This is a genomic window from Stenotrophomonas sp. Y6 (assembly GCF_022436665.1).
GTDB lineage: Bacteria > Pseudomonadota > Gammaproteobacteria > Xanthomonadales > Xanthomonadaceae > Stenotrophomonas > Stenotrophomonas acidaminiphila_A.
This window is the reverse complement of sequence record NZ_JAKUKB010000005.1, coordinates 68465-92946: the sequence shown is the minus strand read 5'-3', so window position 1 is coordinate 92946 and position 24482 is coordinate 68465. Positions and strand designations below refer to the sequence as shown.

General features: G+C 71.1%; 24 protein-coding genes. 7 read left to right on the top strand and 17 right to left on the bottom strand.

Annotation, left to right across the window (positions count from 1 at the left end):
• Position 1 precedes the first annotated feature (1 nt).
• A complete protein-coding gene (locus tag MKP15_RS08130; RefSeq protein ID WP_240212370.1) occupies positions 2 to 1819 on the bottom strand; it encodes an EAL domain-containing response regulator in 1818 nt (605 codons plus the stop codon).
• 31 nt (positions 1820 to 1850) lie between these two features.
• The gene (locus MKP15_RS08125) at positions 1851 to 2489 is read right to left on the bottom strand and encodes a DUF4126 domain-containing protein (RefSeq protein ID WP_240212369.1); all 639 of its coding nucleotides are present in this window, start codon (positions 2487 to 2489) and stop codon (positions 1851 to 1853) included.
• 169 nt (positions 2490 to 2658) lie between these two features.
• On the opposite strand from MKP15_RS08125, the gene MKP15_RS08120 reads away from it, so the two are divergent.
• From MKP15_RS08120 to ampE, 5 genes are all read left to right on the top strand, one after another.
• On the top strand, positions 2659 to 3399 hold the full coding sequence (locus MKP15_RS08120) for a DUF6776 family protein (RefSeq protein WP_161614955.1): 741 nt from the start codon (positions 2659 to 2661) through the stop codon (positions 3397 to 3399).
• Complete coding sequence (locus MKP15_RS08115; RefSeq protein WP_104939710.1) at positions 3399 to 3827, top strand: polymer-forming cytoskeletal protein; 429 nt, start codon at positions 3399 to 3401, stop codon at positions 3825 to 3827. Before MKP15_RS08120 ends, MKP15_RS08115 begins: the two co-directional genes overlap by 1 nt.
• Before the next feature lie 31 nt (positions 3828 to 3858).
• Positions 3859 to 4245, top strand: coding sequence for an iron-sulfur cluster insertion protein ErpA (gene erpA / locus MKP15_RS08110; protein WP_161614954.1), 387 nt, complete (start codon positions 3859 to 3861; stop codon positions 4243 to 4245).
• An 86-nt stretch (positions 4246 to 4331) separates the two neighbouring features.
• Positions 4332 to 5237, top strand: coding sequence for an NAD(+) diphosphatase (gene nudC, locus MKP15_RS08105; RefSeq protein ID WP_240212368.1), 906 nt, complete (start codon positions 4332 to 4334; stop codon positions 5235 to 5237).
• Positions 5238 to 5313: 76 nt separating this feature from the next.
• On the top strand, positions 5314 to 6201 hold the full coding sequence (gene ampE, locus MKP15_RS08100) for a regulatory signaling modulator protein AmpE (protein ID WP_240212367.1): 888 nt from the start codon (positions 5314 to 5316) through the stop codon (positions 6199 to 6201).
• A 414-nt stretch (positions 6202 to 6615) separates the two neighbouring features.
• Here ampE and MKP15_RS08095 read toward each other — a convergent pair whose 3' ends face one another.
• The 5 genes from MKP15_RS08095 to MKP15_RS08075 all read right to left on the bottom strand — a co-directional run bounded on the left by MKP15_RS08095 (position 6616) and on the right by MKP15_RS08075 (position 10595).
• Positions 6616 to 7026: a DUF2752 domain-containing protein gene (locus tag MKP15_RS08095; RefSeq protein ID WP_233996392.1), complete on the bottom strand. Its 411-nt coding sequence runs from the start codon at positions 7024 to 7026 to the stop codon at positions 6616 to 6618.
• A gap of 9 nt (positions 7027 to 7035) precedes the next feature.
• The gene (locus MKP15_RS08090; RefSeq protein ID WP_104939708.1) at positions 7036 to 7344 is read right to left on the bottom strand and encodes a CD225/dispanin family protein; all 309 of its coding nucleotides are present in this window, start codon (positions 7342 to 7344) and stop codon (positions 7036 to 7038) included.
• A 22-nt stretch (positions 7345 to 7366) separates the two neighbouring features.
• Positions 7367 to 7693, bottom strand: a complete 327-nt coding sequence (locus MKP15_RS08085; RefSeq protein WP_240212366.1) for a hypothetical protein — start codon at positions 7691 to 7693, stop codon at positions 7367 to 7369.
• Between the two features lie 90 nt (positions 7694 to 7783).
• Positions 7784 to 9673 carry an MFS transporter gene (locus MKP15_RS08080; RefSeq protein ID WP_240212365.1) on the bottom strand — a complete coding sequence of 630 codons (1890 nt, stop codon included), beginning with the start codon at positions 9671 to 9673 and terminating at the stop codon, positions 7784 to 7786.
• The gene (locus MKP15_RS08075; RefSeq protein ID WP_240212364.1) at positions 9660 to 10595 is read right to left on the bottom strand and encodes a LysR family transcriptional regulator; all 936 of its coding nucleotides are present in this window, start codon (positions 10593 to 10595) and stop codon (positions 9660 to 9662) included. Before MKP15_RS08075 ends, MKP15_RS08080 begins: the two co-directional genes overlap by 14 nt.
• A gap of 99 nt (positions 10596 to 10694) precedes the next feature.
• Between MKP15_RS08075 and MKP15_RS08070 the strand changes: the two genes are divergently transcribed.
• The gene (locus MKP15_RS08070) at positions 10695 to 11876 is read left to right on the top strand and encodes an MFS transporter (RefSeq protein WP_240212363.1); all 1182 of its coding nucleotides are present in this window, start codon (positions 10695 to 10697) and stop codon (positions 11874 to 11876) included.
• Here MKP15_RS08070 and yccS read toward each other — a convergent pair.
• Positions 11873 to 14071: a YccS family putative transporter gene (gene yccS, locus MKP15_RS08065; RefSeq protein ID WP_240212362.1), complete on the bottom strand. Its 2199-nt coding sequence runs from the start codon at positions 14069 to 14071 to the stop codon at positions 11873 to 11875. The genes MKP15_RS08070 and yccS overlap by 4 nt on opposite strands.
• Before the next feature lie 215 nt (positions 14072 to 14286).
• Positions 14287 to 15207 carry a LysR family transcriptional regulator gene (locus MKP15_RS08060; protein WP_240212361.1) on the bottom strand — a complete coding sequence of 307 codons (921 nt, stop codon included), beginning with the start codon at positions 15205 to 15207 and terminating at the stop codon, positions 14287 to 14289.
• 76 nt (positions 15208 to 15283) lie between these two features.
• Between MKP15_RS08060 and MKP15_RS08055 the strand changes: the two genes are divergently transcribed.
• Complete coding sequence (locus tag MKP15_RS08055) at positions 15284 to 16279, top strand: aldo/keto reductase (protein WP_104939704.1); 996 nt, start codon at positions 15284 to 15286, stop codon at positions 16277 to 16279.
• A gap of 133 nt (positions 16280 to 16412) precedes the next feature.
• On the opposite strand, the gene purD is transcribed toward MKP15_RS08055, so the two are convergent.
• The 8 genes from purD to accC form a co-directional block, all read right to left on the bottom strand.
• On the bottom strand, positions 16413 to 17699 hold the full coding sequence (purD, locus tag MKP15_RS08050; RefSeq protein WP_161614945.1) for a phosphoribosylamine--glycine ligase: 1287 nt from the start codon (positions 17697 to 17699) through the stop codon (positions 16413 to 16415).
• Positions 17700 to 17722: 23 nt separating this feature from the next.
• Complete coding sequence (locus tag MKP15_RS08045; protein ID WP_240212360.1) at positions 17723 to 18130, bottom strand: hypothetical protein; 408 nt, start codon at positions 18128 to 18130, stop codon at positions 17723 to 17725.
• Complete coding sequence (locus tag MKP15_RS08040; protein WP_240212359.1) at positions 18130 to 18939, bottom strand: hypothetical protein; 810 nt, start codon at positions 18937 to 18939, stop codon at positions 18130 to 18132. Before MKP15_RS08040 ends, MKP15_RS08045 begins: the two co-directional genes overlap by 1 nt.
• A gap of 22 nt (positions 18940 to 18961) precedes the next feature.
• Positions 18962 to 20545, bottom strand: a complete 1584-nt coding sequence (gene purH / locus MKP15_RS08035) for a bifunctional phosphoribosylaminoimidazolecarboxamide formyltransferase/IMP cyclohydrolase (protein ID WP_240212358.1) — start codon at positions 20543 to 20545, stop codon at positions 18962 to 18964.
• Positions 20546 to 20858: 313 nt separating this feature from the next.
• On the bottom strand, positions 20859 to 21131 hold the full coding sequence (fis, locus tag MKP15_RS08030; RefSeq protein ID WP_054667755.1) for a DNA-binding transcriptional regulator Fis: 273 nt from the start codon (positions 21129 to 21131) through the stop codon (positions 20859 to 20861).
• Positions 21132 to 21228: 97 nt separating this feature from the next.
• Positions 21229 to 21984 (bottom strand): DUF3426 domain-containing protein, encoded by a 756-nt coding sequence (locus tag MKP15_RS08025; protein ID WP_240212357.1) that lies wholly within the window; start codon positions 21982 to 21984, stop codon positions 21229 to 21231.
• A gap of 29 nt (positions 21985 to 22013) precedes the next feature.
• The gene (gene prmA / locus MKP15_RS08020; RefSeq protein ID WP_104939699.1) at positions 22014 to 22928 is read right to left on the bottom strand and encodes a 50S ribosomal protein L11 methyltransferase; all 915 of its coding nucleotides are present in this window, start codon (positions 22926 to 22928) and stop codon (positions 22014 to 22016) included.
• A 177-nt stretch (positions 22929 to 23105) separates the two neighbouring features.
• Positions 23106 to 24473: an acetyl-CoA carboxylase biotin carboxylase subunit gene (gene accC, locus MKP15_RS08015; protein WP_104939698.1), complete on the bottom strand. Its 1368-nt coding sequence runs from the start codon at positions 24471 to 24473 to the stop codon at positions 23106 to 23108.
• Positions 24474 to 24482 lie beyond the last annotated feature (9 nt).

Sequence of the window (24482 nt, the reverse complement as noted above, 5' to 3'; positions counted from 1 at the left end):
GTCAGAGCACCGTGTTCTGGAAGTCGAAGTCCAGCTCGCTGCCGACCGACTGCACCACGTTGCCCTGGATGAAGTCGATGCCGCTCATCCACATCGCGGCGGCGGCCTGCGGGTCCTCGATCTGCTGGCCGATGATCTGCAGCCCGGCGCGGTGCGCGGCGTCGATCGCGCCACGCAGCTCGTCGCGCAGCTTCTGGCTGGCATGGCTGCCGGCGAAACGCCCGGCCATGCGCACGAAGCCCAGCGGCAGCTGGGTCATCAGCGCGTTGGCCTCGTCGCCGGGTTCGAACTGGCTCAGGCAGAACTGCACGCCGGCGGGCATCAGCCGCTCGCAGAACTGCTGCAGCGTCACCGCGTGCACCAGCGCGTCGCCCAGGCGCACGTCGATGACCAGCGAACTGCCGGCGATCTGCCGGTCGGCGATGGCCTTGAGCAGCCAGCCGGCGAAAGCCTCGCGGGCGAGGCTGCGCAGCGACTGCGACACGAACAGCCGCATCGGTGGCACGGCGTGCTGGTAACGGTGCAGCAGTCCCAGCGCGTGGTCGAGCACCTGCTGGTCGAGGTCGCCGATGCGCCCGGCCGCTTCGGCCGCCGGAATCACCTGGCCGGCCGACAGCAGGGTGCCGTCGTTGCGGCGCAGGCGCAGCAGTACCTGGTACTGCGCGGTGTCGCTGCCGGCGACGGCCACGATCGGCTGGTAGGCCAGCTCGATCTGGCCTTCCAGCAGGGCCAGGTGTTCCTGCGCGGCGGCGTCGCCGTTGCCCTGGTAGGCGGCCACGCCGTCGGCGAGCAGCCGCGCCTGCAGGGCGGTGCGCTCGACCGCCTCCAGCGCGACGCCGGCATCCTCGAAGCCCTGCGACAGGCGGGCGTGGCCGACCGCGCAGCGCAGATGCAGCGATTCGTCATCGCGCACCACGAACGGGTGCGCGGACAGTGCCTGGCGTACCGAACGGGCCAGCGCCTCGACCGCGTCCTCGTCCATGGCGCGGCCCAGCAGCAGGAAGCTGTTGTCGTTCAGCCGCGCCAGCAGGTGCGGCCGCGCGGCTTCGGCCAGGCGCCGGCCGGCCTGCACCATCAACCGTTCGAAGGCGGCATAGCCATAGCGTTCGCGCAGGCCCAGCGCGCTGGCGATCTCGATGAACATCAACCCGCCGGGCTCGGATCCGGCCAGTGCCGTATCCAGCTGCAGCATCAGGTTGTGGCGCGTGGGCAGGCCGGTCTCCGGGTTGCTCAGCGCCAGCCCTTCGGCCGTGCCCTGCGCCTGCTGGCGCGAGCGGCGGATGCGGTTGGCCACCGCGGCGACCAGGTGGCGCGGGCGGATCGGCTTGGTGAGGAAGTCGTCGGCGCCGCTGTCGAGTACCTCGAACTGGCGCTCGGGGTCCGGGTCGCCGGTCAGGAACACGATGGGCAGCAACTGCTGCTGCGGGTTCTGGCGGATCAGCGCGGTCAGGCGCATGCCATCGAGCCCGGGCATGTGCAGGTCCATCAGGATCAGGTCGGGACGGTGCTCGACGATCGCCTGCTGCACGCCTTCGGCGTCCATCTGCACGATGGCCTGCATGCCGGCGCCGTGCAGCACGCTCTGCGCGAACAGGGCCTGCGAGCGGTCGTCCTCGACGATCAGCACGCGATAGGGCGTTTCGGCCGCTGCGGCGGCCTGGCCCGGCTCGGGCGCGGTGGCCGGCGCGGCGGCGATATGCGCGCGGACCGCCTCGGCCGGCGGCGCGTTCTCCACGCTCCAGCGCTGCCAGTAGTCAGCCGGCGGGACCTCCGCGCGCGTCAGCCGGGCGGAGGAAGTGGGTGTGTCGTTGCTTGCCATCGGTACTCCCCGTATGCCGTGGATTATGCGGTCAACGAGCCGGTGGCAGCGAATGGTCCCTGGCCGGTGCCGCTGGCGCGGCCGGCGGGGGTGCGGCGAACAGGCGCTTGACCCCGCGCCAGAGCGCGCGCCACACCAGCCATACGGTGAGCGCACCCAGCAGGCTGGCGCCTACCACCAGCGCCAGCGCCAGCCACGGGTGGGCCAGCGCCAGGGCCAGGCCGGCAATCACCACGCCGTCCTCGGCCACCGATGCGGCCCAGTTGCTGGCCGGCTCCGGGGAAGTGTTCAGCAGTGCGCGGGTGCCGGCCTTCAGGCCATGGCTGGCCAGCGCCACGCCGGCGCCGGCGGCGAGCGCGCCGGCACCGAGCTGGCCATCCGGGGACAACGTGGCCGCGGCCAGGAAGGCCCCGGCCGGTACCCGCGCCAGGGTCTGCAGCAGGTCCCAGATCGAATCCACGCCGGGGATCTTGTCGGCGAAGAACTCGGTGGTCGCCAGCGCCGCCGAGGTACCCAGCACCCACCAGGACTGGGTGGCCTGCAGTGCCGGCGGCAGCTCGACCCAGCCCAGCACGCCGGCCAGGCCGACGCCGAACACGGTCAGGTACACGCGGATGCCGGCCAGCCAGGCCAGCAGGATGCCGATGACGAAAACGTGGGCGTCGGTCATGGTCGCGGACTCCCGCGGGAACTGTGAGCAGGATCGCAACTATCGACCATGCCCCTGGCGATTGCCAGTTCCCGGCAGGCCATGCCGGGAGTCGTTTACACTGCCCAGCCGTTTCAACCGGAGCGAAGGTGCCGCTTCGCGCAGGACCCGGCACCGGTGATGCAGCGTCATGAGCAACCGATCCCCGTCGCGTTTCCAGATCACCCTGCGCGGCACCCCGCAGCGATCGGCCTGGACCCGGCTGGCCGCCCTCGCCGTCGCCTGGCTGGTGTCGCTGCTGCTGGTCGGCTGGCTGGCCGCCCGCTACGCCTCGCCCGATGCCGGCGGGTTGCGCGAGCGGCTGCGCCAGAGCGAGCGCACCGTGGCCGCGCAGCGCGCGCAGATCGAGGAGCTGCGGCAGCGCCAGGCCACGCTGGAGGCGTCGGACAAGATCAGCCGCGCGGCCAACACCGAGGTGCAGGCGTCGCTGGCCGAGCGTGACGAGGAGATCGCCGGGCTGCGCGCGGACGTCGCGTTCTACGAGCGGCTGGTGGGGGCCACCAGCCAGCGCAAGGGGCTGAATGCGCATTCGGTGGAGTTCTCCGCCGAAGCCGCGGGCACCTGGCAGTACAGTGTGGTGCTGACGCAGAACCTGAACAGGGGTGCCATCAGCCAGGGGCAGATGCGGTTCTCGGTGGAAGGGGTCAAGGGCGGCAAGCTGGCGACGGTGAGCTGGGATGAGCTCCACCAGCGCCGCGACGTGCCCGGGCAGGCCTATTCGTTCCGCTATTTCCAGCGCCTGGACGGCAGCGTGATGCTGCCCAAGGATTTCACCCCGCAACGTGTGCGAGTCTCGTTGACCGGGCCCGGGGGGAGCGCGACGCAGACATTCGATTGGAAACTCGCCGGCAACGGCAGAGGGGAGCAGTGATGTTCAAGAACAAGTCCAGCCGCGACAGCCACCTGGTGGTGGACGCCCTGATCGGGCCGCAGGTGGTGATCCGGGGCGACGTGGTGTTCAGCGGCGGCCTGTACGTGGAAGGCCGCATCGAGGGCCGGGTGATCGCCGAGGAGGGCGCCAAGGCGGTGCTGACCCTGGCCGAACAGGGCCATATCGACGGCGAGGTGCGCGCGTCGGTGGTGGTGCTCAGCGGGCGCATGGACGGCGACGTCCACGCCGGCGAACGCATCGAACTGACGCCCACCGCCCGGGTCAACGGCAACGTCCATTACCAGGTGGTGGAGATGGGCGCCGGCGCGCAGCTCAACGGCCGCCTGGTGCATGCCACGACGATGGCCGCGCTGCCCTCGCCCGAGGCGGCCGCGCTGCAGGCGCAGGCTGAAGCGGCGGAGGCTTGAATCGGCGGGCGGGCGACCCCATGCTGGGCGCATGAGCACGCTCGTTTCCCTGCCCGGCGCAACGGCCGCCCCCGATTACCAGTCCCTTGATCGCCCGCTGAACTTCACCCCGGCCGCCGCGGCCAAGGTGGGCGAGCTGATCCGCGAGGAGGGCAACGCGGCCCTGGCCCTGCGCGTCTATATCCAGGGCGGCGGCTGTTCCGGCTTCCAGTACGGCTTCGAGTTCGACGAGAACCGGGCCGACGACGACCTGGCGGTGGTCACCGATGGCGTGACCCTGCTGGTGGACCCGCTGAGCCTGCAGTACCTGATGGGCGCCGAGGTCGACTACTCGGAAAGCCTTACCGGGGCCCAGTTCGTGATCCGCAATCCCAATGCCCGCACGACCTGCGGCTGCGGCAGCAGTTTCGCCGTCTGAGCGCGGCGCCAGGCCGCCGGCACGCGCATCCCGCGGCGGACGCCGGCCGCTTCTCGCCACGCTGGTTTGCCGGTAGTCTGCCGACGATGCCTGCTTCCGATTCTTCCTTCCACGCCCATGCCTTTGCCGGCGCAGCGCTGGACCGCGCCGACGCACTGCGCGACGACGCCGACGCGCTGGCGCGGCTGTGGCCCGATGCCCGGGTGCTGGTGCTCGACGCCGATGGCACCGCCTTCGCCGACGCTGATGGCCAGCCGTTCCTGACCAGCGGCCGCGAACTGGGCGGCGGCCCGGGCACCGCCATCTTCCTGGGCATGCAGCAGGCGCGCGCCTGGTTCGTGGTAGAAGCGGCGATGGTGTCGGTACAGGCGCCGGGACGCATCGACCTGCGCCGCGCCGCCGCCGAGTGGCCGGCCGACGCGTCCGGCGTGTTCTGCTATGCGCGCGGCATGTCGTACTGGCACTCGCGCAACCGCTTCTGCGGCGTCTGCGGCGCCGCGGTGGTGTTCGGGCGCGGCGGTTTCATCGGCCGCTGCGGCCCGTGCGGTACCGAGCACTACCCGCGGGTGGATCCGGCGGTCATCGTCGCGGTCGAGCATGACGGCCGCCTGCTGCTGGGCCGCCAGGCCAGCTGGGCGCCGCGGCGCTGGTCGGTGGTGGCCGGTTTCGTCGAACCCGGCGAGACCTTCGAGCAGACCGTCGCGCGCGAAGTGTTCGAGGAGACCCGGGTGCGGGTGATCCAGGCCGACTACCTGTGCACCCAGCCGTGGCCCTTCCCGGGGGCGCTGATGGTCGGCTTCCGCGCGACCGCGCACGGCGACGTGCCGCAGGTCGACGGCGAGCTCGAGGACGCACGCTGGTTCGATGCCGAGGAAATCGGCGCGGCGCTGCGCCGCGAGCAGGCTGACGATGGCCAGGGCATCCTGTTGTCGCCACGCATCTCGATCGCCCGTACGCTGATCGAGGACTGGTACCGGCGCCGGCAGCCATGAAGCCGGCAGCGGGTCGTCGCCGGCAACAGCCTGCGCGGCCATGGCGGGGCCTACAATCGGGACCCGGAGGAATCGCATGTTCACGACCCTGGTAGCAGTGATCGCGGCACTGGTCCTTGGCCACCTGGCGCCCGCGGCGATGGCGGCGCTGCGCGACTGGCGCTGGTTCGGGCGCTGGCTGGGCTGGCTGCAGGTACACGAAGGCGGCGGCAATGCCGGCCGCTTCGGGCTGCTGCTGGCGATCCTTCCCTGGGTGCTGCTGGTGGCGGTCGTGCAGTGGCTGCTCGCCGGGCACCTGCACGGGCTGCCGTCGCTGCTGTTCGGCATGGGGGTGCTGGCGCTGTGCTGGGGGCCGCGCGACCTCGACCGCGACGTCGAGGCGGTCATCGACGCCGAAGACCCGGCCGCCTACGACGCGGCGGTCGCACAGCTGCAGTCGGCCGGCGGCAGCCTGCGCGAGGACCTGCCGACGCTGGTCGACGCGACCCTGTACAACGCGTTGCGGCGCTGGTTCGCGCCGCTGTTCTGGTTCCTGCTGCTGGGCCCGCTGGGGGCGGTGCTGTACCGGCTGCTGGTGCAGTCGGTGCATGGCCCGATCGCCGCCGGCGTGGCCACCGAAGCCCGCGAAACGGGGGGCTGGGCGCTGGCGTTGCTGGAATGGCCGGTGGCCCAGCTGATGACCCTGTCGATGGCGCTGGTCGGCAATTTCGACACGGTGTTCTCGGCATGGCGCCGTGCCGGCGGCAACCGCTGGGCGCTGGACCTGGCATTCCTGGGCGAGGCCGCGCGCGCCGGGGTCGGCATGGAGCTGGCCGAGGACGCGGCCGATGCGCGCGAGGCAGGCCTGGTCCCGCACGCCGAGCGTCACCCCGAGCTGCGCGACGCGATGAGCATGGTCTGGCGCATGCTGCTGCTGTGGATGGCGCTGCTGGCGCTGTTGATCATCGCCGGCTGGGTGGGCTGAGACCGGCGCAGGTGGCGGGCGTGCCCGGCACGGGGCATCGCCGAGGGGGGGGGCATGCGAGGCAAACCCCGCATCCACACGCTGGTCGCCTGATGCCGCCGGGAGACGCCCAACGTAGGTGCCGGGCTTGCCCGGCACGCGGCATTGCCAAGGGGGGCGTGCGAGGCAAACCCCGCCTCCACACGCCGGTCGCCTGATGCCGCCGGGGGCGCATAACGTAGGTGCCGGGCTTGCCCGGCACGCGGCATCGCCGAGGGGGGCATGCGAGGCAAACCCCGCCTCCACACGCCGGTCGCCTGATGCCGCCGGGGGTGCATAACGTAGGTGCCGGGCTTGCCCGGCACGGTGCCTGGTGCGCGCGATGCCGGCACGCGCGCCAGGCATGGCGCGCCGGAGGTTGCCGCCCGGTGTTTTTCAGCCCGGTGCCAGCAGGGTGAACGGATACCAGGGCAGGTTGCGGGCGATCCAGTAGGCCGGCAGCACCGCCAGCCACAGCTTCGGCGCCATCACCACCTTCATCAGCGGCTGCAACCAGCGTGGGTTCCAGCCGGCGGACCACAGCACCATCAACGGGATCAGGGCCAGGGTCACCAGGCCCAGTGGATTCATCGAAAACGCGCGCAGCAGGTCGCCGTGGGCCAGCGCGTGCAGCGCGCGGGTCAGTCCGCAGCCGATGCAGTAGTAGCCGGTGAAGGCCAGGAACATGCAGGGCGGGAACGGGTTGCCCTCGACGTTCGGGTCGAAATGCCACAGCAGCCAGAGGCCGGCGGGAATCGCCAGTGCGACCCCCGCCAGCCCGAGCCTGTGCCGGGTTTCGAGCACCAATGCCACGGCTTACTGGTATTTCTGCAGCATTTCCATGTAGGCGGCGGCGCCGCCCATGGCGAAGTAGATGGCGTTGAACACCACGCCGATGATGGCCAGCGCCGTGGCCACCCAGCACCAGGTCTTGGCGTTGTTGGAGGCGCGGCGCGCGCCGTCGATATCGCCCTGGGCCAGCAGGTTGTTGACCTTGCTGGAGAACACGATGGCGACGATGCCCACCAGGCCCAGCGGGCAGCACAGGCAGGTGGCCAGGACCGTGGCGATGATCGACCAGGCCAGGTGGTTGGGGATGCTGCTGGCGGGATTGACGGTATTCATGGGTTCTCCGGTGGGATGGCGATCAGCGTGACTTGCAGGCGTTCGCCGCGGTCAGCGACGAGAGGATCATGGCCGCGACCCAGCACAGCGGCCAGGTGATGAAGCCGATGAAGACGAAGCACAGCAGCAGGTTGACGAGCGTCAGCGCCCAGTAGCCGAACATGATGATCAGGCCGGTGCCGACGTTGCCGGCGTACATGTGGCCGATGCCGAACGTCTGCAGGAACAGCCCCGGCAGCACTTCCAGCAGCGCCGCCACGCCGCCGGACTTCTGCGGATGGTAGTAGTGGTGCACCTGCTGCGGCGCGGGAGCGGCGGGAGCGCTGGGAGGGGGCGGTGGGATGTCCATGGTTCCTCGGTGTCGGCGGATGCCGTGCAATCCCTGCAGCCGCGTGTGGACGGGTAGCGTAGCGATTTGCCGGGCAGGCGGTAAAGCCGGTCAGGCGTCGTCGCCGCGCAATGCCCGTACCCGGGCCTCCAGCGCCGCCGCGTCGGTGGCGGTGCCGTCGACCGCGGGGGCGGCCACCACCTCGATGTGGGCGCGGAAGCGGCGGGGTACCCGCATCCGCCCCAGCCGCGTGTCGCGGCGGCTCCACATGCTGCTCCACATGCCTTTCAGCGCCAGCGGCACCACCGGCACCGGCCGCCGCGCGAGGATCTTATCCACCCCGGAGCGGAACCGCGCGATGTCGCCGTCGCGGGTCAGCGCGCCCTCGGGGAAGATGCACACCAGTTCGCCGTCGGCCAGCGCCGCGTCGATGGCGTCGAACGCGCGCTGCATCAGTTCGGCGTCCTCCTTGGGGCTGGCGATGGGAATGGCCTTGGCGGTGCGGAAGATCCAGCGCATCACCGGGATGTTGAAGATCCGGTAGTACATGACGAAGCGCACCGGGCGCGGGATCACCGCGGCCAGGATCAGCGCGTCCATGTAGCTGACGTGGTTGCACACGATCAGCGCCGCGCCTTCGTCGGGCACGTGTTCCTCGATGCCGGTCCGGCGCAGGCGGTACAGCGCGCGCACCATCACCCAGCTCAGGAAGCGCATCAGGAACTCGGGCACGATGCTGAAGATGTAGCCGGCCACCAGCACGTTGGCGATGGCCAGCGCCAGGAACAGCTGCGGCACGCTCCAGTCCAGCACGCTCTGGGTGAGCAGGCCGGCCATCGCCGCCAGCACGATGAAGCCCGAGTTCTGGATGTTGAGCGCGGCGAACACGCGCGACATCTCCGACTTCGGCGTGCGGCTCTGGATCAGCGCGAACAGCGGCACCACGAACAGGCCGGTGAACAGGCCGATGCCGAGCAGGTCGATGACGATGCGCACGCTGCCGGGCTGGCGCAGGAAGCCGGCCACGTCCAGCCCGCTCGCCGCCACCGTGCCGGTACGGGCGAAGTACAGGTCGAACAGGAACGCGCTCATGCCGAACGCGCCCAGCGGCACCAAGCCGATCTCGACGGTGCGCGCGGACAGTTTCTCGCACAGCAGCGAGCCGGTGCCGGTGCCCACCGAGAACAGCGCCAGGGCGAAGATGTACAGGGTCGAGCCACCACCCAGGTTGATCTCGGCGTAGGCCGGCAGCTGCGAGGTCAGCACGGTGCCGACGAACCAGAACCAGGACACGCCCAGCACCGCGTTGCGCACCGCCTTCTGCTTCCTGGCCATGCGCAGCACCGCCAGCGATTCGGACAGCGGGTGCCAGTTGATCTTCAGGCCGGGCGCGCCGGCATCCACTTTCGGGATCAGCCGCGCGGCGATGTTGCCGGCCACCGCCAGCGCGATCACCGCCACCGAAGCCACGACCGGGCCGTGGCTGCCGGCCAGGGTGAAGATCATGCCGCCGGCGATCATGCCGCCGAGGATGGAGAGGGAGGTGCCCATCTCGACCAGGCCATTGCCGCCGGTCAGTTCCTCCGGCTTGAGGATGGACGGCAGCACCGAGTACTTCACCGGTCCGAACAGGGTGGACTGCAGCCCGGTGCAGAACAGCGCCACCAGCAGTACCGGCATGCTCTGGGTCAGGAAGCCCAGCGCGGCCAGCGACATGATCACGATTTCCATCGTGGTGGTGATGACGATCAGCCGCTGCTTCTCCAGCTTCTCGGCGAACTGGCCGGCCAGCGCCGAGAACAGGAAGTAGGGCAGGATGAAGATCGCCGGCGCGAGCATGGCGTAGATGCTGCGTTCCCTGGTGCTGACGCCGAGGAAGAACAGCAGGCCGATGATCGCCTGGCGGTACACGTTGTCGTTGAAGGCGCCCAGCGCCTGGACGACGAAGAACGGCAGGAAGCGGCGCTGTCCGAGCAGCGCGAACTGGTTATGGCCGGCCACGTGGGTTCCTTGGTTTGCGCCGCACCTTAGCAGGTTCGACGCACGCCCCGTACGTCGCGGCGGCGGGCAGCAGCGCGAGCAGGGCGCGCGCGGCCGGGGTGGGATCTGCACGCCACACCGCGCAGGTCCGGAAGCGGAACGGTTCGTCCAGCGGGCGTACCTCCACCGCATGCATGCGCGCGGCCATGCTGTCCGGGATCGCCGCGACCGCCAGCCCGGCGGCCACCAGCTGGCGCAGCAGTTCGCCGTGGCTGACTTCATATTGCAGCCGCGGCACGACGCCGCGCTCGTCCAGCGCGTCGTCCATCATCCGGCGCACCCCGGCGCCGGGCACCAGCGCCGCCAGCGGCACGCCGTCGAGCGCGCTCAGCGGCACCCGCTGCATCGCCGCCAGCGCATCCCCGGGCGGCAGCAGCAGCGACAGGCCTTCCTCGTCGAGCAGGCGGTGCTGCGCCGGCAGCGGCACCTGCGGACCGACGCCGACCAGGGCCACGTCGAGCCGGCCCTCGGCCAGCTCGGCCAGCAGTTCCTCGCTCATGCCCACGCGCAGGTGCACGTCCACGGCCGGATGCGCGCTGCGGAAGCGGGCCAGCAGCGCGGGCACGTCGACCACGCTGAGCGCGGTGATCTGGCCGATGCGGATGCGCCCGCGCACCGTGCCCAGCGCCAGCGCCATTTCCTCCTGCAGCCGGTCGGCGGCCTGCAGGGTGAGCCGGGCGTTGCGCAGGAACACTTCACCGGCCGCGGTGGGCCGCACCTGGCGGTGGCCGCGTTCGAACAGGCGTGCGCCGAAGGCGTCCTCCAGCCGCGCCACCTGGTGGCTCAGCGCCGACTGCACGGTATGGCAGCGCGCGGCGGCGGCGGTGAACCCGCCCTCCTCGGCGACGGCGACGACGAACTCCAGCTGGCGCAGGGTGAACATGCCATCACTCAGAAAGATGGAAAGGATGAAAACAATACATTGGCGTCATTCATGGGTGGCCCACAGACTTGCCTTCCGTTGTTCCCCATCGAGGCCGTGATGTCCAGCCAATCCCCCCAACCGCACGTGCTCAGCCAGCGCCGGGTCATGCTGCTGGCCGCCGCCACCGGGCTGATCGTGGCCAGCAACTATTACGCCCAGCCGCTGCTGCAGCTGCTGGGCGACGCGTTCGGGCTGGGCGCCGGCCGGGTGGGCTGGGTGGTGACCGTCGCGCAGTTGTCCTATGCCGCCGGGCTGCTGCTGATCGTGCCGCTGGGCGACCGCCTGGAACGGCGCCGGCTGATCGTGGCGCTGTTCGTACTGGCGGCGCTGGGGCTGCTGGTCAGTGCCAGCGCCGGCCATTTCACGCAGCTGCTGGCCGGTACCGCGCTCAGCGGACTGTGCGCGGTCGCCGCGCAGGTGATCATCCCGCATGCGGCGACGCTGGCGGCACCGGAGCGGCGCGGGCGCGTGGTCGGCACGCTCATGGCCGGGCTGCTGCTGGGCATCCTGCTGGCGCGCACGGCTTCGGGGCTGCTGGCCGGGATCGGCTCCTGGCATACCGTGTACTGGGTGGCCGGCGTCGCGCTGCTGCTCATGGCGCTGGCGCTGGCGCGTGCGCTGCCGGCCTACCGGCCGCGGGCGACGCTGTCGTATCCACGGCTGCTCGCCTCGGTGCTGGTGCTGTTGCGCGACGAACCGGTGCTGCGCCGGCGCGCCTGGCTGGGCGCGCTCCTGTTCGCCGGCTTCAGCGTGTTCTGGACGCCGCTGGCGTTCCTGCTGTCCGGGCCGGCCTATGGCTATTCCATCGCCAGCATCGGCCTGTTCGGGCTGGTCGGTGCCGCCGGTGCGCTGGCCGCCAGCCGCGCCGGGCGCCTGAGCGACCGCGGCCACGGCCGCCTGGTGACCGGTGGCGGGCTGGTGCTGTTGCTGCTGTCGTGGGGGGTGTTGCTGCTGGCGCCGGTGTCGCTGGCCGCGCTGGTGGTGGGCGTGCTGGCGCTGGACGTGGCGGTGCAGGCGGTGCACATCGACAACCAGAGCACGATCTACCGCCTGGACGAGAGCGCCCGCAGCCGCATCACCGCGGCCTACATGACCTGCTACTTCATCGGTGGCGCGGCCGGTTCCGCGCTGGGCACGCTGGGCTGGACCCGGTACGGCTGGAACGGGGTGTGCGCGGTGGGCATCGCACTGGCGCTGGCGGCGCTGCTGGCAATGCCGCGCGCGTCGGCGCGACGCTAGCCCTGCGGAGCCGCCAGCGCGGCCGGCGCCGGCGCGCCCACCGCTTCGTCCGCGGCCGCGCGCAGCCGCGGCAGCAGGCGCAGGATCAGCGCCAACTGGGTGCGTACCAGACGCGATTTGTCGTCGCTGTCGCCGGGCAACTGCTCCAGCGTATCCGCCAGCGCGGCCTCATCGACCTCCGCCGCCGGCACCGGCCGCCGCGCGGCGAGCGCGGCCGACAGCCCGGCCAGCGCCTGCTGCAGGCACTGCTGGGCATGGTTGACCAGGGGATCGTCGGTCACCGTGGCGCGCGCGCGGTGCGCGCCGAGCGCGGACAGGTAGCCGAGCAGGGTGTTGGACAGCGCCAGGAAGCGGAACCCGGCATCCAGGTTGCCGCGCGCGTAGCCGGGCTCGCGCAGCATGTTGGACAGCGCCACCGACAGTGCGACGTCGGCGTTGTGCATGTCACGGCGGGCGATGCGGTAGGGCAGGTCGTCGCGCATGCCGCTGCGGTACTGGCCCAGCACCTCGTCCAGGTAGCGGGCGCTGGTGGCGATCACCTGCGCCATCACCCGGTGCAGGCGCCGCCCCTGCCAGTCGGGCAGGATCAGCAGCGAGGCGGTGGCGGCGATCACGCAGCCGATCAGCGTGTCCAGCAGCCGCGGCCAGATCAGCACGAAGCCGTCGCCGAGCAGGTTGAAGCACAGCAGCGCCATGGTGGTGATCGCGGCGGTGGCGATCACGTAGCGCTCGGTGCGGGTGACGAAGAACAGCAGCGCCGCGGCCAGCGCCAGCAGCAGCTGCAGCGTGGTGCCCGGGAACAGCTGCATCAGCGCCCAGGTCACGCCCAGCCCGACCAGGGTGCCGCCGATGCGCTGCACCAGCCGCAGCCGGGTGGCGCCGAAGTGCGGCCGGCACACGAACACGATGGTGAGCAGGATCCAGTAGCCGTTGCTGGGGTGCACCAGCTTGAGCACGGCGTACCCGGCGATCAGCGCCAGGGCGATGCGCACGCCGTGGCGGAACAGCACCGAGCCGGGCGTCAGCGCCTGGCGCAGCCGGGTGGCCATCTCGCGCAGGGTATGCGGCGAGGAATCGCGCAGGCGGGTGTCGATGCCTTCCAGTGGCGTGTCGGCCAGCGATGCCTCGGACAACTGCCGCGCGATGCTGGACAGGTTGCTCGCCAGCAGCTGCAGCGAGCCAAGCAGGCGCTGCCAGTGCGGGTTGTGCTGGTCGCGCAGGTATTGCAGCGAATGTTCCAGGTCCTGCCCGGCCTGGCGGTTGCGCTCGCCGTAGTCGAACGGCTGGCGCAGGCGGATGGCCTGGCCCAGCGCCATGCAGGCGCTGCCCTGCAGCGACAGCAGGCGCCGGCAGCGGTACAGCACGTCGCTGTGGAAGAACGCCTCGGTCAGCGCCTCGTAGGGATAGTGCGAGGAACTGGCGCGTTCGTGGAAATCCTGCGCCATGTAGTACAGGCGGAAATACAGCCCGGACTGCACCCCGGGGCGCCCGGAGCGGCCGAAGCGGCTGAGGATCGCGGTCTTGGCCGCGTTGAGCGCCTCGACCACGCGCACGTTCTGCTCGGCCAGCGCCAGCCGCCGTGCCTCGAGGTCGCCATGGCGCACCGGCTCGAACAGGTCCGCCTTCAGCTGCAGGTAGCGCCCGAGCTCGGCGAACAGCCGTGCCAGCCGCTCGCGCACCGGCCGGTTGGCGAACATCACCGTCCACAGGATCGACAGCGCGCCGTACCACGCCGCGCCGGCCAGCATCTGCGCCACGTCGCGCCAGGCCGCACCGGTGCCGGCGCCGCGGTGCTGGTCCATCGCGATCATGGTGTAGATCGCCAGGGTCACCGTGGCCTGGCCGATGGAGGCGTAGCGTTCGCCCAGGGCGCCCAGCAGGGTCAGCGCGAACGCGGCCAGTGCCAGCGCCGCGACGAACGGCAGCGGCCAGTCGAACAGCTGGATGACCGCGGCGGCGGCGGCGACGAAGCACAGCAGTGACAGCAGCACCGATTTGCTGCGGCCCCAGCCGTTGTCGTCGGTCTCGGCCACGGCGCTGGCGATGGTGCCCAGGAACAGCGACGGCAGCGGCTGCAGGTCGCCGCGGTACCAGCACACGGCCATCAGCGTGCCCAGTGCGATGAACACGCGCAGGCCGTAACTGGCCTTCTCATGGGCCCAGAGCCGGTTCAACAGGCGTTCGGTGGGGCGCATGCCGGTGCGGTGGGTCGCCAAGCGTGGGGATGGCCCAGCTTGCCGTGCGCGAATGAAAGCGGCAAGGCAATGGGGCAAGGCCGTTGGCGCGAAGCAGCTGCCCCGCAGGCATGTACTGCCGTGCGCGGTTGGGCCTTGCCATGGGTGCTTCGTCGCGCACCGCAGTGCGCTCCTGCGGAGCATCGGTGCAAGACGTCAGTGCAGCAGGCGCCGCTCTACCGGGGCGGAGCGTTGGCGTCGCGCATGAAATCCACGAACACCCGCAGCTTGGGCGCGAGCTGCTCGCGCGACGGGTAGTACAGGTGGAAGCCGGGGAACGGCGGCTGCCACGCATCGAGCAGGCGCTGCAGGCGGCCGGCGGCCAGGTCCTCGGCCGCGGCCGCTTCGAACACCTGCGCCAGGCCGAGGCCGGCGATGGCCATGCGCCGGCCCAGCCCGCTGTCGTTGAAGATCGGCCCGCCGCCGACCTCGACGCTGAAATCGTGCCCGTCGCGGGTGAACTCCCACGGCATCAGCCGGCCATCGCTGCGCCGGTAGCGGATGCAGGCATGCGCGGCCAGCGCCTGTGGCGTTTCCGGTGGCCGGTGCCGGCGCAGGTAGTCCGGCGCGGCCACGACCACCAGGCGCTGCGGCGGGCCCAGCGGCACCGCCACCATGCCATCGGCCAGCGATTCGCCCAGGCGGATGCCGGCATCGAAACCTTCGGCCACCAGGTCGGTCAGCGCCGCCTGCACCGCCAGTTCCACCTCGACATGCGGAAAGCGCATGGAGAACGCCGGCAGGTGCGGCAGCAGCATCTGTTCGACCACGATCCGCGGCGCGGTGATGCGCAGGCGCCCGGCGGGCACGTCGCGGCTTTCCTCCAGTGCCTGCAGCGCGCCGCCGATGCGCGCCAGCGCCGGTGCGGCCTCGCGCAGCAGGCGCTCGCCCGGCTCGGTCAGGCCGACCCGGCGCGTGGTCCGGTGCAGCAGGCGCACGCCCAGCCGCCGCTCCAGGGTGCGCACCGACTGCGACGCCGCCGACGCCGACATGCCCAGTTCGATCGCCGCCTGGCTGAAGCTGGCGTGGCGGGCGACGCAGGCGAAGGCCGCCAGCGCCGGCAGCAGGGAGGGGGCTATTGTGAAGGGCTGCTTCATTGATGTTGCAGATTACCCCGATTTATCGCCGGGTTCCCGCGCCCTACAGTGGCGTCCCCCGTTCTGGAGCATTGCCATGCAGACCCGCACCCTTGGCCGCGACGGCCCCGTGGTTTCCGCCCTCGGCCTTGGCTGCATGGGCATGAGCGCGTTCTACGGCGGCCGTGGCGACGATGCCGCGGCCATCGCGGTGATCCAGCGCGCGCTGGAACGCGGCGTCACCCTGCTCGACACCGCCGACATGTACGGCCCGCATACCAATGAAAGGCTGGTCGGCCGTGCCATCGCCGGGCGCCGTGGGCAGGTGCTGCTGGCCACCAAGTTCGGCGTCCGCCTGGACCCGTCCGACCCGCAGGCGCGTGGCGTCGATGGCCGCCCCGAATACGTGCAGGCCGCCTGCGAGGCCAGCCTGCAGCGGCTGGGCGTGGAGCACATCGACCTGTACTACCAGCACCGCGTGGACCCGCAGGTGCCGATCGAGGAAACGGTGGGCGCGATGGCGCGGCTGGTCGAGCAGGGCAAGGTGCGCTGGCTGGGCCTGTCCGAGGCGGCGCCGGAAACGATCCGCCGCGCGCATGCGGTGCACCCGATCACCGCGCTGCAGACCGAGTACTCGCTGTGGTCGCGCGAACCCGAGCACAACGGCGTGCTGCATACGGTGCGTGAGCTGGGCATTGGTTTCGTGCCGTACTCGCCGCTGGGCCGCGGCTTCCTGACCGGCGCGATCCGCAGCCCGGACGATTTCGAGGACGGTGACTACCGGCGCAATTCGCCGCGCTTCCAGGGCGAGAACTTCGCCCGGAACCTCGCGTTGGTGGCGCAGGTCAACGCGATTGCCGCCGCCAGGGGCATCAGCCCCGGGCAACTGGCCCTGGCCTGGGTACTGGCCCAGGGCGAGGACCTGGTGCCGATCCCCGGTACCAAGCGCCTGGCCTACCTGGAGGAAAACCTGGACGCGCTGGACGTGGTGCTGGATGCCGACGAACTGGCCCGCATCGACGCGGTGTTCCCGGTGGACGTGGCCGCCGGTGCACGTTACCCGGCGGCGAGCATCGGCAGCGTGCATCGCTGAAGGAAGCGGTAGCGGCAGCTCTGTGCTTTGCGCCTCTCGCCGCCATGGGCCGTGTCCCATCCCGCCGGCAGAGGGAGGCAACGAAAAGGGCGGCCCCAAGGCCGCCCTTCTCATCTTCCGCCACCCCGGTGGCTTACTGCTGCTCGCGTGCGATCGCGCGCCAGCCGATGTCGTTGCGGTGGAATTCGTTGGCCCAGTGGATCTTCGCCACGCCGGCGTAGGCATGGGCCTGCGCGTCGCCGACGCTGTCGCCCAGCGCGGCCACGCACAGCACGCGGCCACCGGCGCTGACCACGTTGCCGTCGGCGTCCAGTGCGGTGCCGGCATGGAACACCTTGGCGCTGGCCGGTACGTCATCCAGGCCGCTGATCACATCGCCGGTGATCGGCGCGTCCGGGTACGGCTTTGCCGCCATCACCACGCCCAGCGACGGGCGCGGATCCCATTGAGCGTCCACGCCGGCCAAGGCACCGTCGATGGCCGCTTCGAGCAGGTCGACCAGGTCCGACTGCAGGCGCAGCATCACCGGCTGGGTTTCCGGGTCGCCGAAGCGCACGTTGAACTCGATCACCTTCGGTGCGCCCGTGGCGTCGATCATCAGCCCCGCGTACAGGAAGCCGGTGAACGGCACGCCGTCGGCGATCATGCCGGCCACGGTCGGCTCGACCACTTCGCGCATGACCCGGGCGTGCACCTGCGGCGTCACCACCGGCGCCGGCGAATACGCGCCCATGCCGCCGGTGTTGGGGCCGGTGTCGCCGTCGCCCACGCGCTTGTGGTCCTGGCTGGTGGCCATCGGCAGCGCGACGCGGCCATCGACCATGGAAATGAAGCTGGCTTCCTCGCCCTCCAGGAACTCCTCGATCACCACCCGCGCGCCGGCATCGCCGAAGGCGTTGCCGCTGAGCATGTCGCGCACCGCGGCCTCGGCTTCGTCCAGCGTCATCGCCACGATCACGCCCTTGCCGGCGGCCAGGCCGTCGGCCTTGATCACGATCGGCGCGCCCTTCTCGCGCAGATAGGCCAGCGCCGCATCGACCTCGGTGTGCACCGCGTAGAACGCGGTGGGAATGCCGTGGCGGGCCAGGAAATCCTTGGCGAAGGCCTTGCTGCCTTCCAGCTGCGCGGCGGCGGCGGTCGGCCCGAAGATGCGCAGCCCCGCCGCGCGGAAGGTATCCACCACCCCCGCCACCAGCGGCACTTCCGGGCCCACCACGGTCAAGCCGACGGCCTCGTCCTGCGCCAGCTTGAGCAGGCCGGCGATGTCGGTGACCTTGACCGCCGCGTTGCGGCACTTGGCTTCGGTCGCGGTACCGGCATTGCCCGGGGCGACGATCACTTCGCTCACGCGCGCGGACCGGGCCAGCTTCCAGGCCAGCGCATGTTCGCGGCCGCCGGCGCCGATGACGAGGATTTTCATGGGGCAGTTCCTGTAGGGGGCATTCAAGGGGAAAGGCAATCGGAGGCTTTCAGCGTGGCGTCGAAGAACACCGCCCCGTCGGCATCGACGAAGTGCCGGCGCACGCCGCCGCCGGCGGCATGCAGCGGGGCGAACAGCGGATCGGCGCACAGTGCCTGCATCGCGGCCTGCTCGTCGTTGCGCAGCGCGTCGAACACGGCGGGCCTGGCCTTGGCCATGGCCACGGTGATCTCCGCCGAACGGATCACCAGCACCAGCTCGTCGCCGTCGCGGTGCACCGATTCGACCACCAGCCCGTCGCGGTAGGGACGCGGAAGCTGCGCGCCGATCTCCTGCAGGGCCACGCGCTGCGCCTGGTCGAGCGCGTGGTTGCCGCACCCGGTGGCCGCCGCCAGGCAGGCGGCCAGGAGCAGGGGCAGGCGCCAGCGCATCAGCCGCAGGCCTCCAGCTGCATGCGCGCCGGGACCAGGTAGCGCGATTGCGCCGGATCGTAGGCAATGGAATGCAGCGCATCCACCGCGCCGGTGCAGCCGTTGCCGGTCTCGTGCACGCGCAACGGCCAGTAGCGCAGCCCGGGCTCGCTGTCGTCCGGACGGGCGTCGAAATCCAGGTCCAGCGTCCCGGGCCGGCAGCTGCCGGTGGTGACGCAGTCAATCGCATTCTGGTCGTCCAGGTGGGCACGCAGCCAGCCCGCTTCGGCCACCGTGTCGCCGCCGTCGAACACCAGCCAGCTGCGGTCGCGCATCCGCGCGCCCACCACCACCCGCTCTTCGTCGATCTGGTAGGCCCAGGCGCCGGCACCGACCTGCAGGATGCTGATCGCGCCCGGTTGGCCGCCGCTGCCGCTGGCCCGGCCCGGCAGTTCGGCGGTGACGCCCACGCTGCCGTCGGCGGCCTCGCGCAGCACGATGAAGTCGCTGACGCCCAGTTCCACGGGGGTCGCGTCGGCATAGCGGGTGCAGACCGCCAGCATGCGATAGCGGCCGCCCGCAAGGGTGATGCCGCGGTCGGCGCACAGCGCGCGCTGGACCTGGCGCGCGGGGTCCAGCTGCGGGTCGTCGAGGCGTTGCGTCCACGGGCCCTTGAGCCGCGCCGGCGCGCCGTAACGCGCCTTGAGCAGCGCCAGCACGGCCGCATCGCCGTCCGGCGCCTGCGCCGTGCCGCCGTCCTGGGTGGCCGCATCCTGCCGGCACGACGCCAGCACGAGCGCGGCGAGCAGTACCGCCAGCGTCCGGATCATGCCCGCCGCCATGCCTGCGGCCTCAGTGGCGGAAGTGGCGCACGCCGGTGAACACCATGGCGATGCCATGTTCGTCGGCCGCGGCGATCACTTCGGCATCACGCATCGAGCCACCCGGCTGGATCACCGCGGTGATGCCCGCTTCGGCGGCGGCGTCCAGGCCGTCGCGGAACGGGAAGAACGCATCGGAGGCCATCACCGAGCCCGGCACCACCAGCCCGGCATCGGCGGCCTTGATGCCGGCGATGCGCGCCGAGTACACGCGGCTCATCTGCCCGGCGCCGACGCCGATGGTGCGCTCGTCCCTGGCATAGACGATGGCGTTGGACTTGACGTACTTGGCCACGCGCCAGGCGAACAGCAGGTCGCGCAGCTCGGCCGCGGTCGGCGCGCGCCGGGTCACCGTCTTCAGCTCGTCGGCGCTCATGCCGCGGTTGTCGGCGCTCTGGATCAGCAGGCCAGAACCAATGCGCTTGGTGTCGTAGTTGTTGCGCGCGTCGCCGGCCGGGATGCGCAGCACCCGCACGTTGGCCTTCCTGGTGGCGTACTCCAGCGCGGCCGGCTCGTAGTCCGGGGCGATCAGCACTTCGACGAACTGGCGGTCGAGGATGGTCTTGGCGGTGGCCGCGTCCAGCGTGCGGTTGAACGCCAGGATGCCGCCGAACGCGCTGGTCGGGTCGGTGTTGTAGGCCATCTCGTAGGCGGCGCCGACATCGGCGGCCACCGCCACGCCGCACGGGTTGGCGTGCTTGACGATGACACAGGCCGGCAGGTCGAACTGGCGCACGCATTCCCACGCGGCATCGGCGTCGGCCAGGTTGTTGTAGCTCAGCTCCTTGCCCTGCAACTGCACGAACGTGGCCAGGGTGCCCGGCACCGGGTACAGGTCGCGGTAGAACACGCCGCTCTGGTGCGGGTTCTCGCCGTAGCGCAGGTCCATCACCTTGACGAAGGTGGAGTTCATCTGCGCCGGGTATTCCTCGCGCACCGGTACCGCGGCGGCGGTGTCGCTGATCGCCGACAGGTAGTTGCTGATCGCCGCGTCGTACTGGGCGACGCGGTTGAACGCGGCCACCGACAGCTGGAAACGCCTGGCCGCCGACAGCTGGCCGCCATTGGCGTCCAGTTCGGCCAGCAGCGCGGCGTACTGGTCCGGGCTGGTGGCCACGGCGACGCGGGCGAAGTTCTTGGCGGCGCTGCGCAGCATGGCCGGGCCGCCGATGTCGATGTTCTCCACCGCGTCGGCGAGCGTGCAGTCGGCCCTGGCGGTGACCGACTCGAACGGGTACAGGTTCAGCACCAGCAGGTCGATCGGCGCGATGCCGTGTTCGGCCATCACCGCATCGTCGGTGCCGGCGCGGCCGAGCAGGCCGCCGTGCACCATCGGGTGCAGGGTCTTGACCCGGCCGTCCATCATCTCCGGGAAGCCGGTCACGTCGGACACGTCCTTGACCGGCAGGCCGGCCTCGCGGATCGCCTTGGCGGTGCCGCCGGTGGACAACAGTTCAACGCCGTGCGCGGCCAGCGCGCGGGCCAGTTCGACCAGGCCGGTCTTGTCGGAAACGGACAGCAGGGCCCGGCGCACGGGCAGCAGATCAGCGGACATGGGGGTGGGGAAGGAAGCGGAAGCGGGCCCGTATTGTAGCCGCGCGCAGCGTGCCGGTCCGGTTGCAGCGGTGACGACGCGTACTGCCGGTTGCCGGTTCGGGGTGGTGCGCAGCACCGGCTTGTCCGGCAGGTGCTGTCGATGACGTGCCGTCCAACGCTCGTCACCCACCGCAGGCAGTGGGGGATATATCCGGAGCAAAGTCCCCCTGGGTCAGGGGGCGCGCCGAAGGCGCGGGGTATGCAGGGCGAAAGACGGGGCCCGCGGTTTGCAGTGCAGACCGTGCGGCGCCAGCGCGCAGCGATGGCGCCGCTCAGGCCAGCCCGTATTCCTTGAGCTTCTTGCGCAGGGTGGCGCGGTGGATGCCCAGCAGCGCCGCGGCGCGGCTCTGGTTGCCCTCGCAGTGGTTGAGCACCTCCACGAACAGCGGAATCTCCATCTCGCGCAGGACGATTTCGTAGACATCGTCGGCGTCGCAGCCATCCAGATCGCGCAGGTAGCGACGCACGGACTGGGCGACGTGTTCGCGCAGCGGCGGCTTCGGAGCGCCACGACTGTTGTCAGGACGGGGTGGGGCAGCGTTCAAGGGAATTCCCGGATTCAGCGGAGCCGGCGCGGCCGCGCCCGGCATGGGGAGGGGAGTCTAGCGCGTGAACGAGGGGGCCGCCATGTCGGGCGCCGGGTCAGCGGAACTCGAACGCGTAGGCCACCGTGGCCGCCGACGGCTCGCGCAGCAGGAACGCGACCTGTGCGCTCTGTCCCGGTTCCAGCCGCTGCGCGGGGTCGTGCGCGCTGCCCAGGTAGTCGCGCGGCTGCAGCAGGCGGCGCCCGATCACCCGGCCGTCGGCGTCGGACAGCGACAACGACAATGCCGGCCAGGCCTGCGCCCAGCGCGCGTCGTTGCGGAAGCTGGCCTGTACCTGCAGCACGCCCGGGCGCCCGGGCAGCGGCCGCACTTCGCGCTGCAGCATGGTGTAGGCCGCGGGCTGGTGCCACGGCGGCAGGCTGCAGCGCAGCACCGCGCACAGGCCGGCCACGACCGGGCGCCAGCCGGGACGCGCAGCCAGCGTGGCGCGGTCGGCGATCACCACCTGGACGGCGAGCAGCAGGGCCAGCGCGGCCAGCAGCAGCCACTGCCAGCGCGGTGCGCGGCGGCCACTGGCGGTTGCCACCGGGGAGCGCTGCAGGAAGCTCGGCGCGCTGCCGCTTTCCTGCGCCGGGCCGTCGCCGTCCTGCGCGCTGTCCGCGGCGGCGTCCCCCAGGGCCGGCGCTTCGCCGTCGGTGGCCCCGTCCGCGGGCGGTACCGGTTGCGGCGCATCGCCACCGCCATCGACGTCGCCGTCGCCGTCGCGGGCGGGCGGGGTGTCCGGCGGCGGTGTGGCCCCGCTCCGCAGGAGCGTGGCCAGCGAAGGACGGGGCGGCGGGGTTTCTTCGCTCATGGCAGGTCGGTCGCGGACGCTGCGTTCATTCAAGCACGGCGCACGCCGGTAATGCGCATCCAGTCGCCGTCCTGCACGGCTTCCAGCTGCACGAACCACGGCGCGTAGCGTTCCAGCAGTTCGCCTTCCTGGCCATGCAGGATGCCGGACAGGGCGATGCGCCCGCCGGGCGCCACCCGCGCCGCCAGCCGTTCGGCCAGCGCGTCCAGCGCCGAGGCCAGGATGTTGGCGACCACCACCGGGTAGGTCGCCGCCGGCTCGTCCTCGGGCAGGTACGCGGCGATGTGCACGCCGTTGCGCTCGCCGTTGTCGGCGGTGGCGGTGAGCGCCTGCGGGTCGTTGTCCACGCCCACCGCGGCGGCGGCACCGAGCTTGAGCGCGGCCAGGGCGAGGATGCCCGAGCCGCAGCCGAAGTCGAGCACGCTGCGGCCGGCCAGTTCGCCCTCGGCCGAAAGCTGGTCCAGCCAGCGCAGGCACAGCGCGGTGGTCGGGTGGGTGCCCGAGCCGAACGCCAGGCCCGGGTCCAGCCGCACCACCGCGGCGTCGGCGGCCTGCGCCGCTTCGGGCAGTTCATGGTTCCACGGCACGATCCAGGTGCGCTGGCCGAACTGCATGGGCTGGAACTGGTCCAGCCAGGCGCGTTCCCAGTCCTCGTCCTGGACCGAACGGAAGCCGGCACTGCTCCAGTCCAGCCCGGCGTCGAACGATTCCAGCGCGGCCAGCAGCGCCAGCGCGTTGGTATCGGCCGGGAACAGTGCACTCAGCACCAGTTCGTTCCACAGCGGCGTCTGCCCCACGCCCGGCTCCAGGATCGCGCGTTCGTTGCTGGTGTCGGCATCGGCGTCGAGCATCGTCACCGCCAGCGCGCCGACGTCCTCCAGGGCGTTCTCGTAGCGGGGCTGGGTGGCTTCGGTGCAGCGCAGGGTGAGTTCGAGAAAGGGCATGGCGATGACGGCGACGGCAGAACGGAAGCGGGCATCCTAGACGAGGCGGCGGATGTTTTCCTTCTCTTGCCGGCCACGGGTGCCGTGGTGCCCGGGGCCGTTGCACCCCCATGCGCCCGCGCAGACGGAAGAAGGCGGGTTTCCCCGCCTTCTTCCTTCACCCGCGACGCACCGCGCTCAGGTCAGCGCGATCGACTGGTTCTTGCGCTCGGCCAGGCGCTTTTCCAGGTAGTGGATGTTCTGCCCACCGGCCTGGAAGCCCTTGTCGCGCATGATCCGCTGCTGCAGGGCGACGTTGGTCTTGATGCCGTCCACGACCATCTCGCTCAGCGCCACCCGCATGCGGGCGATGGCGGTGTCGCGGTCCGGGCCGTGCACGATCAGCTTGCCGATCATCGAGTCGTAGTTGGCCGGCACCCGGTAGCCGCCGTAGATGTGCGTGTCCACGCGCACGCCGGGGCCGCCCGGCGGGTAGAAGCCGGTGATGGTGCCGGGGCACGGGAAGAAGGTCTCCGGGTCCTCGGCGTTGATGCGGCACTCGATGGCGTGGCCGTTGATCTTGATGTCGCTCTGCTTGATCGACAGCTTGTGGCCGGCGGCGATCTTCAGCTGCTCGGCGACCAGGTCGATGCCGGTGATCATCTCCGTCACCGGGTGCTCCACCTGGATGCGGGTGTTCATCTCGATGAAGTAGAAGCGGCCGTTCTCGAACAGGAACTCGAAGGTGCCGGCGCCGCGGTAGCCGATGCGGATGCAGGCTTCCACGCAGACCTTGCCGATCTCCTCGCGCAGTTCCGGGGTGATGCCCGGCGCCGGCGCTTCCTCCACCACCTTCTGGTGGCGGCGCTGCATCGAGCAGTCGCGTTCGCCCAGGTGGATGGCGTTGCCCTGACCGTCGGCCAGCACCTGGATCTCCACGTGGCGCGGGTTCTCCAGGAACTTCTCCATGTAGACCATGTCGTTGCCGAACGCGGCCTTGGCTTCCTGCTTGGTGGTGGCGATGGCGTTGACCAGCGCGCCCTCGGTGTGGACCACGCGCATGCCGCGGCCGCCACCGCCGCCGGCCGCCTTGACGATGACCGGATAGCCGATCTCGCGGGCGATCTTGACGTTGGTCGCCGGGTCGTCGCCCAGCGGGCCGCCCGAGCCGGGCACGCACGGCACGCCGGCGGCCTTCATCGCGCGGATCGCCTCGACCTTGTCGCCCATCAGGCGGATGGTGTCGGCCTTGGGCCCGATGAAGATGAAGCCGGACTGCTCCACGCGCTCGGCGAAATCGGCGTTCTCGGAGAGGAAGCCGTAGCCGGGGTGGATGGCCTGGGCGTCGGTGACCTCGGCCGCGGCGATCAGCGCCGGGATGTTGAGGTAGCTCTCCGACGACGGCGCCGGGCCGATGCAGACCGATTCGTCGGCCATGGCCACGTGCTTGAGGTTGCGGTCGACGGTGGAGTGCACCGCGACCGTGCGGATGCCCAGGGTGTGGCACGCGCGCAGGATGCGCAGCGCGATCTCACCCCGGTTGGCGATTACGACCTTGTCGAGCATGGCCGGCGC

Bases quoted from the DNA above. Each gene is read 5' to 3' on its own strand.
- MKP15_RS08040 (WP_240212359.1), bottom strand. From the start codon at position 18,939: ATGATCCGGACGCTGGCGGTACTGCTCGCCGCGCTCGTGCTGGCGTCG.
- MKP15_RS08085 (WP_240212366.1), bottom strand. From the start codon at position 7,693: ATGGACATCCCACCGCCCCCTCCCAGCGCTCCCGCCGCTCCCGCGCCG.
- erpA (WP_161614954.1), top strand. From the start codon at position 3,859: ATGAGCACGCTCGTTTCCCTGCCCGGCGCAACGGCCGCCCCCGATTAC.
- purH (WP_240212358.1), bottom strand. From the start codon at position 20,545: ATGTCCGCTGATCTGCTGCCCGTGCGCCGGGCCCTGCTGTCCGTTTCC.
- nudC (WP_240212368.1), top strand. From the start codon at position 4,332: ATGCCTGCTTCCGATTCTTCCTTCCACGCCCATGCCTTTGCCGGCGCA.
- MKP15_RS08045 (WP_240212360.1), bottom strand. From the start codon at position 18,130: ATGCGCTGGCGCCTGCCCCTGCTCCTGGCCGCCTGCCTGGCGGCGGCC.
- MKP15_RS08075 (WP_240212364.1), bottom strand. From the start codon at position 10,595: ATGTTCACCCTGCGCCAGCTGGAGTTCGTCGTCGCCGTCGCCGAGGAG.
- MKP15_RS08025 (WP_240212357.1), bottom strand. From the start codon at position 21,984: ATGAGCGAAGAAACCCCGCCGCCCCGTCCTTCGCTGGCCACGCTCCTG.
- MKP15_RS08070 (WP_240212363.1), top strand. From the start codon at position 10,695: ATGTCCAGCCAATCCCCCCAACCGCACGTGCTCAGCCAGCGCCGGGTC.
- MKP15_RS08055 (WP_104939704.1), top strand. From the start codon at position 15,284: ATGCAGACCCGCACCCTTGGCCGCGACGGCCCCGTGGTTTCCGCCCTC.
- prmA (WP_104939699.1), bottom strand. From the start codon at position 22,928: ATGCCCTTTCTCGAACTCACCCTGCGCTGCACCGAAGCCACCCAGCCC.
- accC (WP_104939698.1), bottom strand. From the start codon at position 24,473: ATGCTCGACAAGGTCGTAATCGCCAACCGGGGTGAGATCGCGCTGCGC.
- ampE (WP_240212367.1), top strand. From the start codon at position 5,314: ATGTTCACGACCCTGGTAGCAGTGATCGCGGCACTGGTCCTTGGCCAC.
- yccS (WP_240212362.1), bottom strand. From the start codon at position 14,071: ATGCGCCCCACCGAACGCCTGTTGAACCGGCTCTGGGCCCATGAGAAG.
- MKP15_RS08090 (WP_104939708.1), bottom strand. From the start codon at position 7,344: ATGAATACCGTCAATCCCGCCAGCAGCATCCCCAACCACCTGGCCTGG.
- MKP15_RS08060 (WP_240212361.1), bottom strand. From the start codon at position 15,207: ATGAAGCAGCCCTTCACAATAGCCCCCTCCCTGCTGCCGGCGCTGGCG.
- purD (WP_161614945.1), bottom strand. From the start codon at position 17,699: ATGAAAATCCTCGTCATCGGCGCCGGCGGCCGCGAACATGCGCTGGCC.
- MKP15_RS08115 (WP_104939710.1), top strand. From the start codon at position 3,399: ATGTTCAAGAACAAGTCCAGCCGCGACAGCCACCTGGTGGTGGACGCC.
- MKP15_RS08125 (WP_240212369.1), bottom strand. From the start codon at position 2,489: ATGACCGACGCCCACGTTTTCGTCATCGGCATCCTGCTGGCCTGGCTG.
- MKP15_RS08120 (WP_161614955.1), top strand. From the start codon at position 2,659: ATGAGCAACCGATCCCCGTCGCGTTTCCAGATCACCCTGCGCGGCACC.
- MKP15_RS08130 (WP_240212370.1), bottom strand. From the start codon at position 1,819: ATGGCAAGCAACGACACACCCACTTCCTCCGCCCGGCTGACGCGCGCG.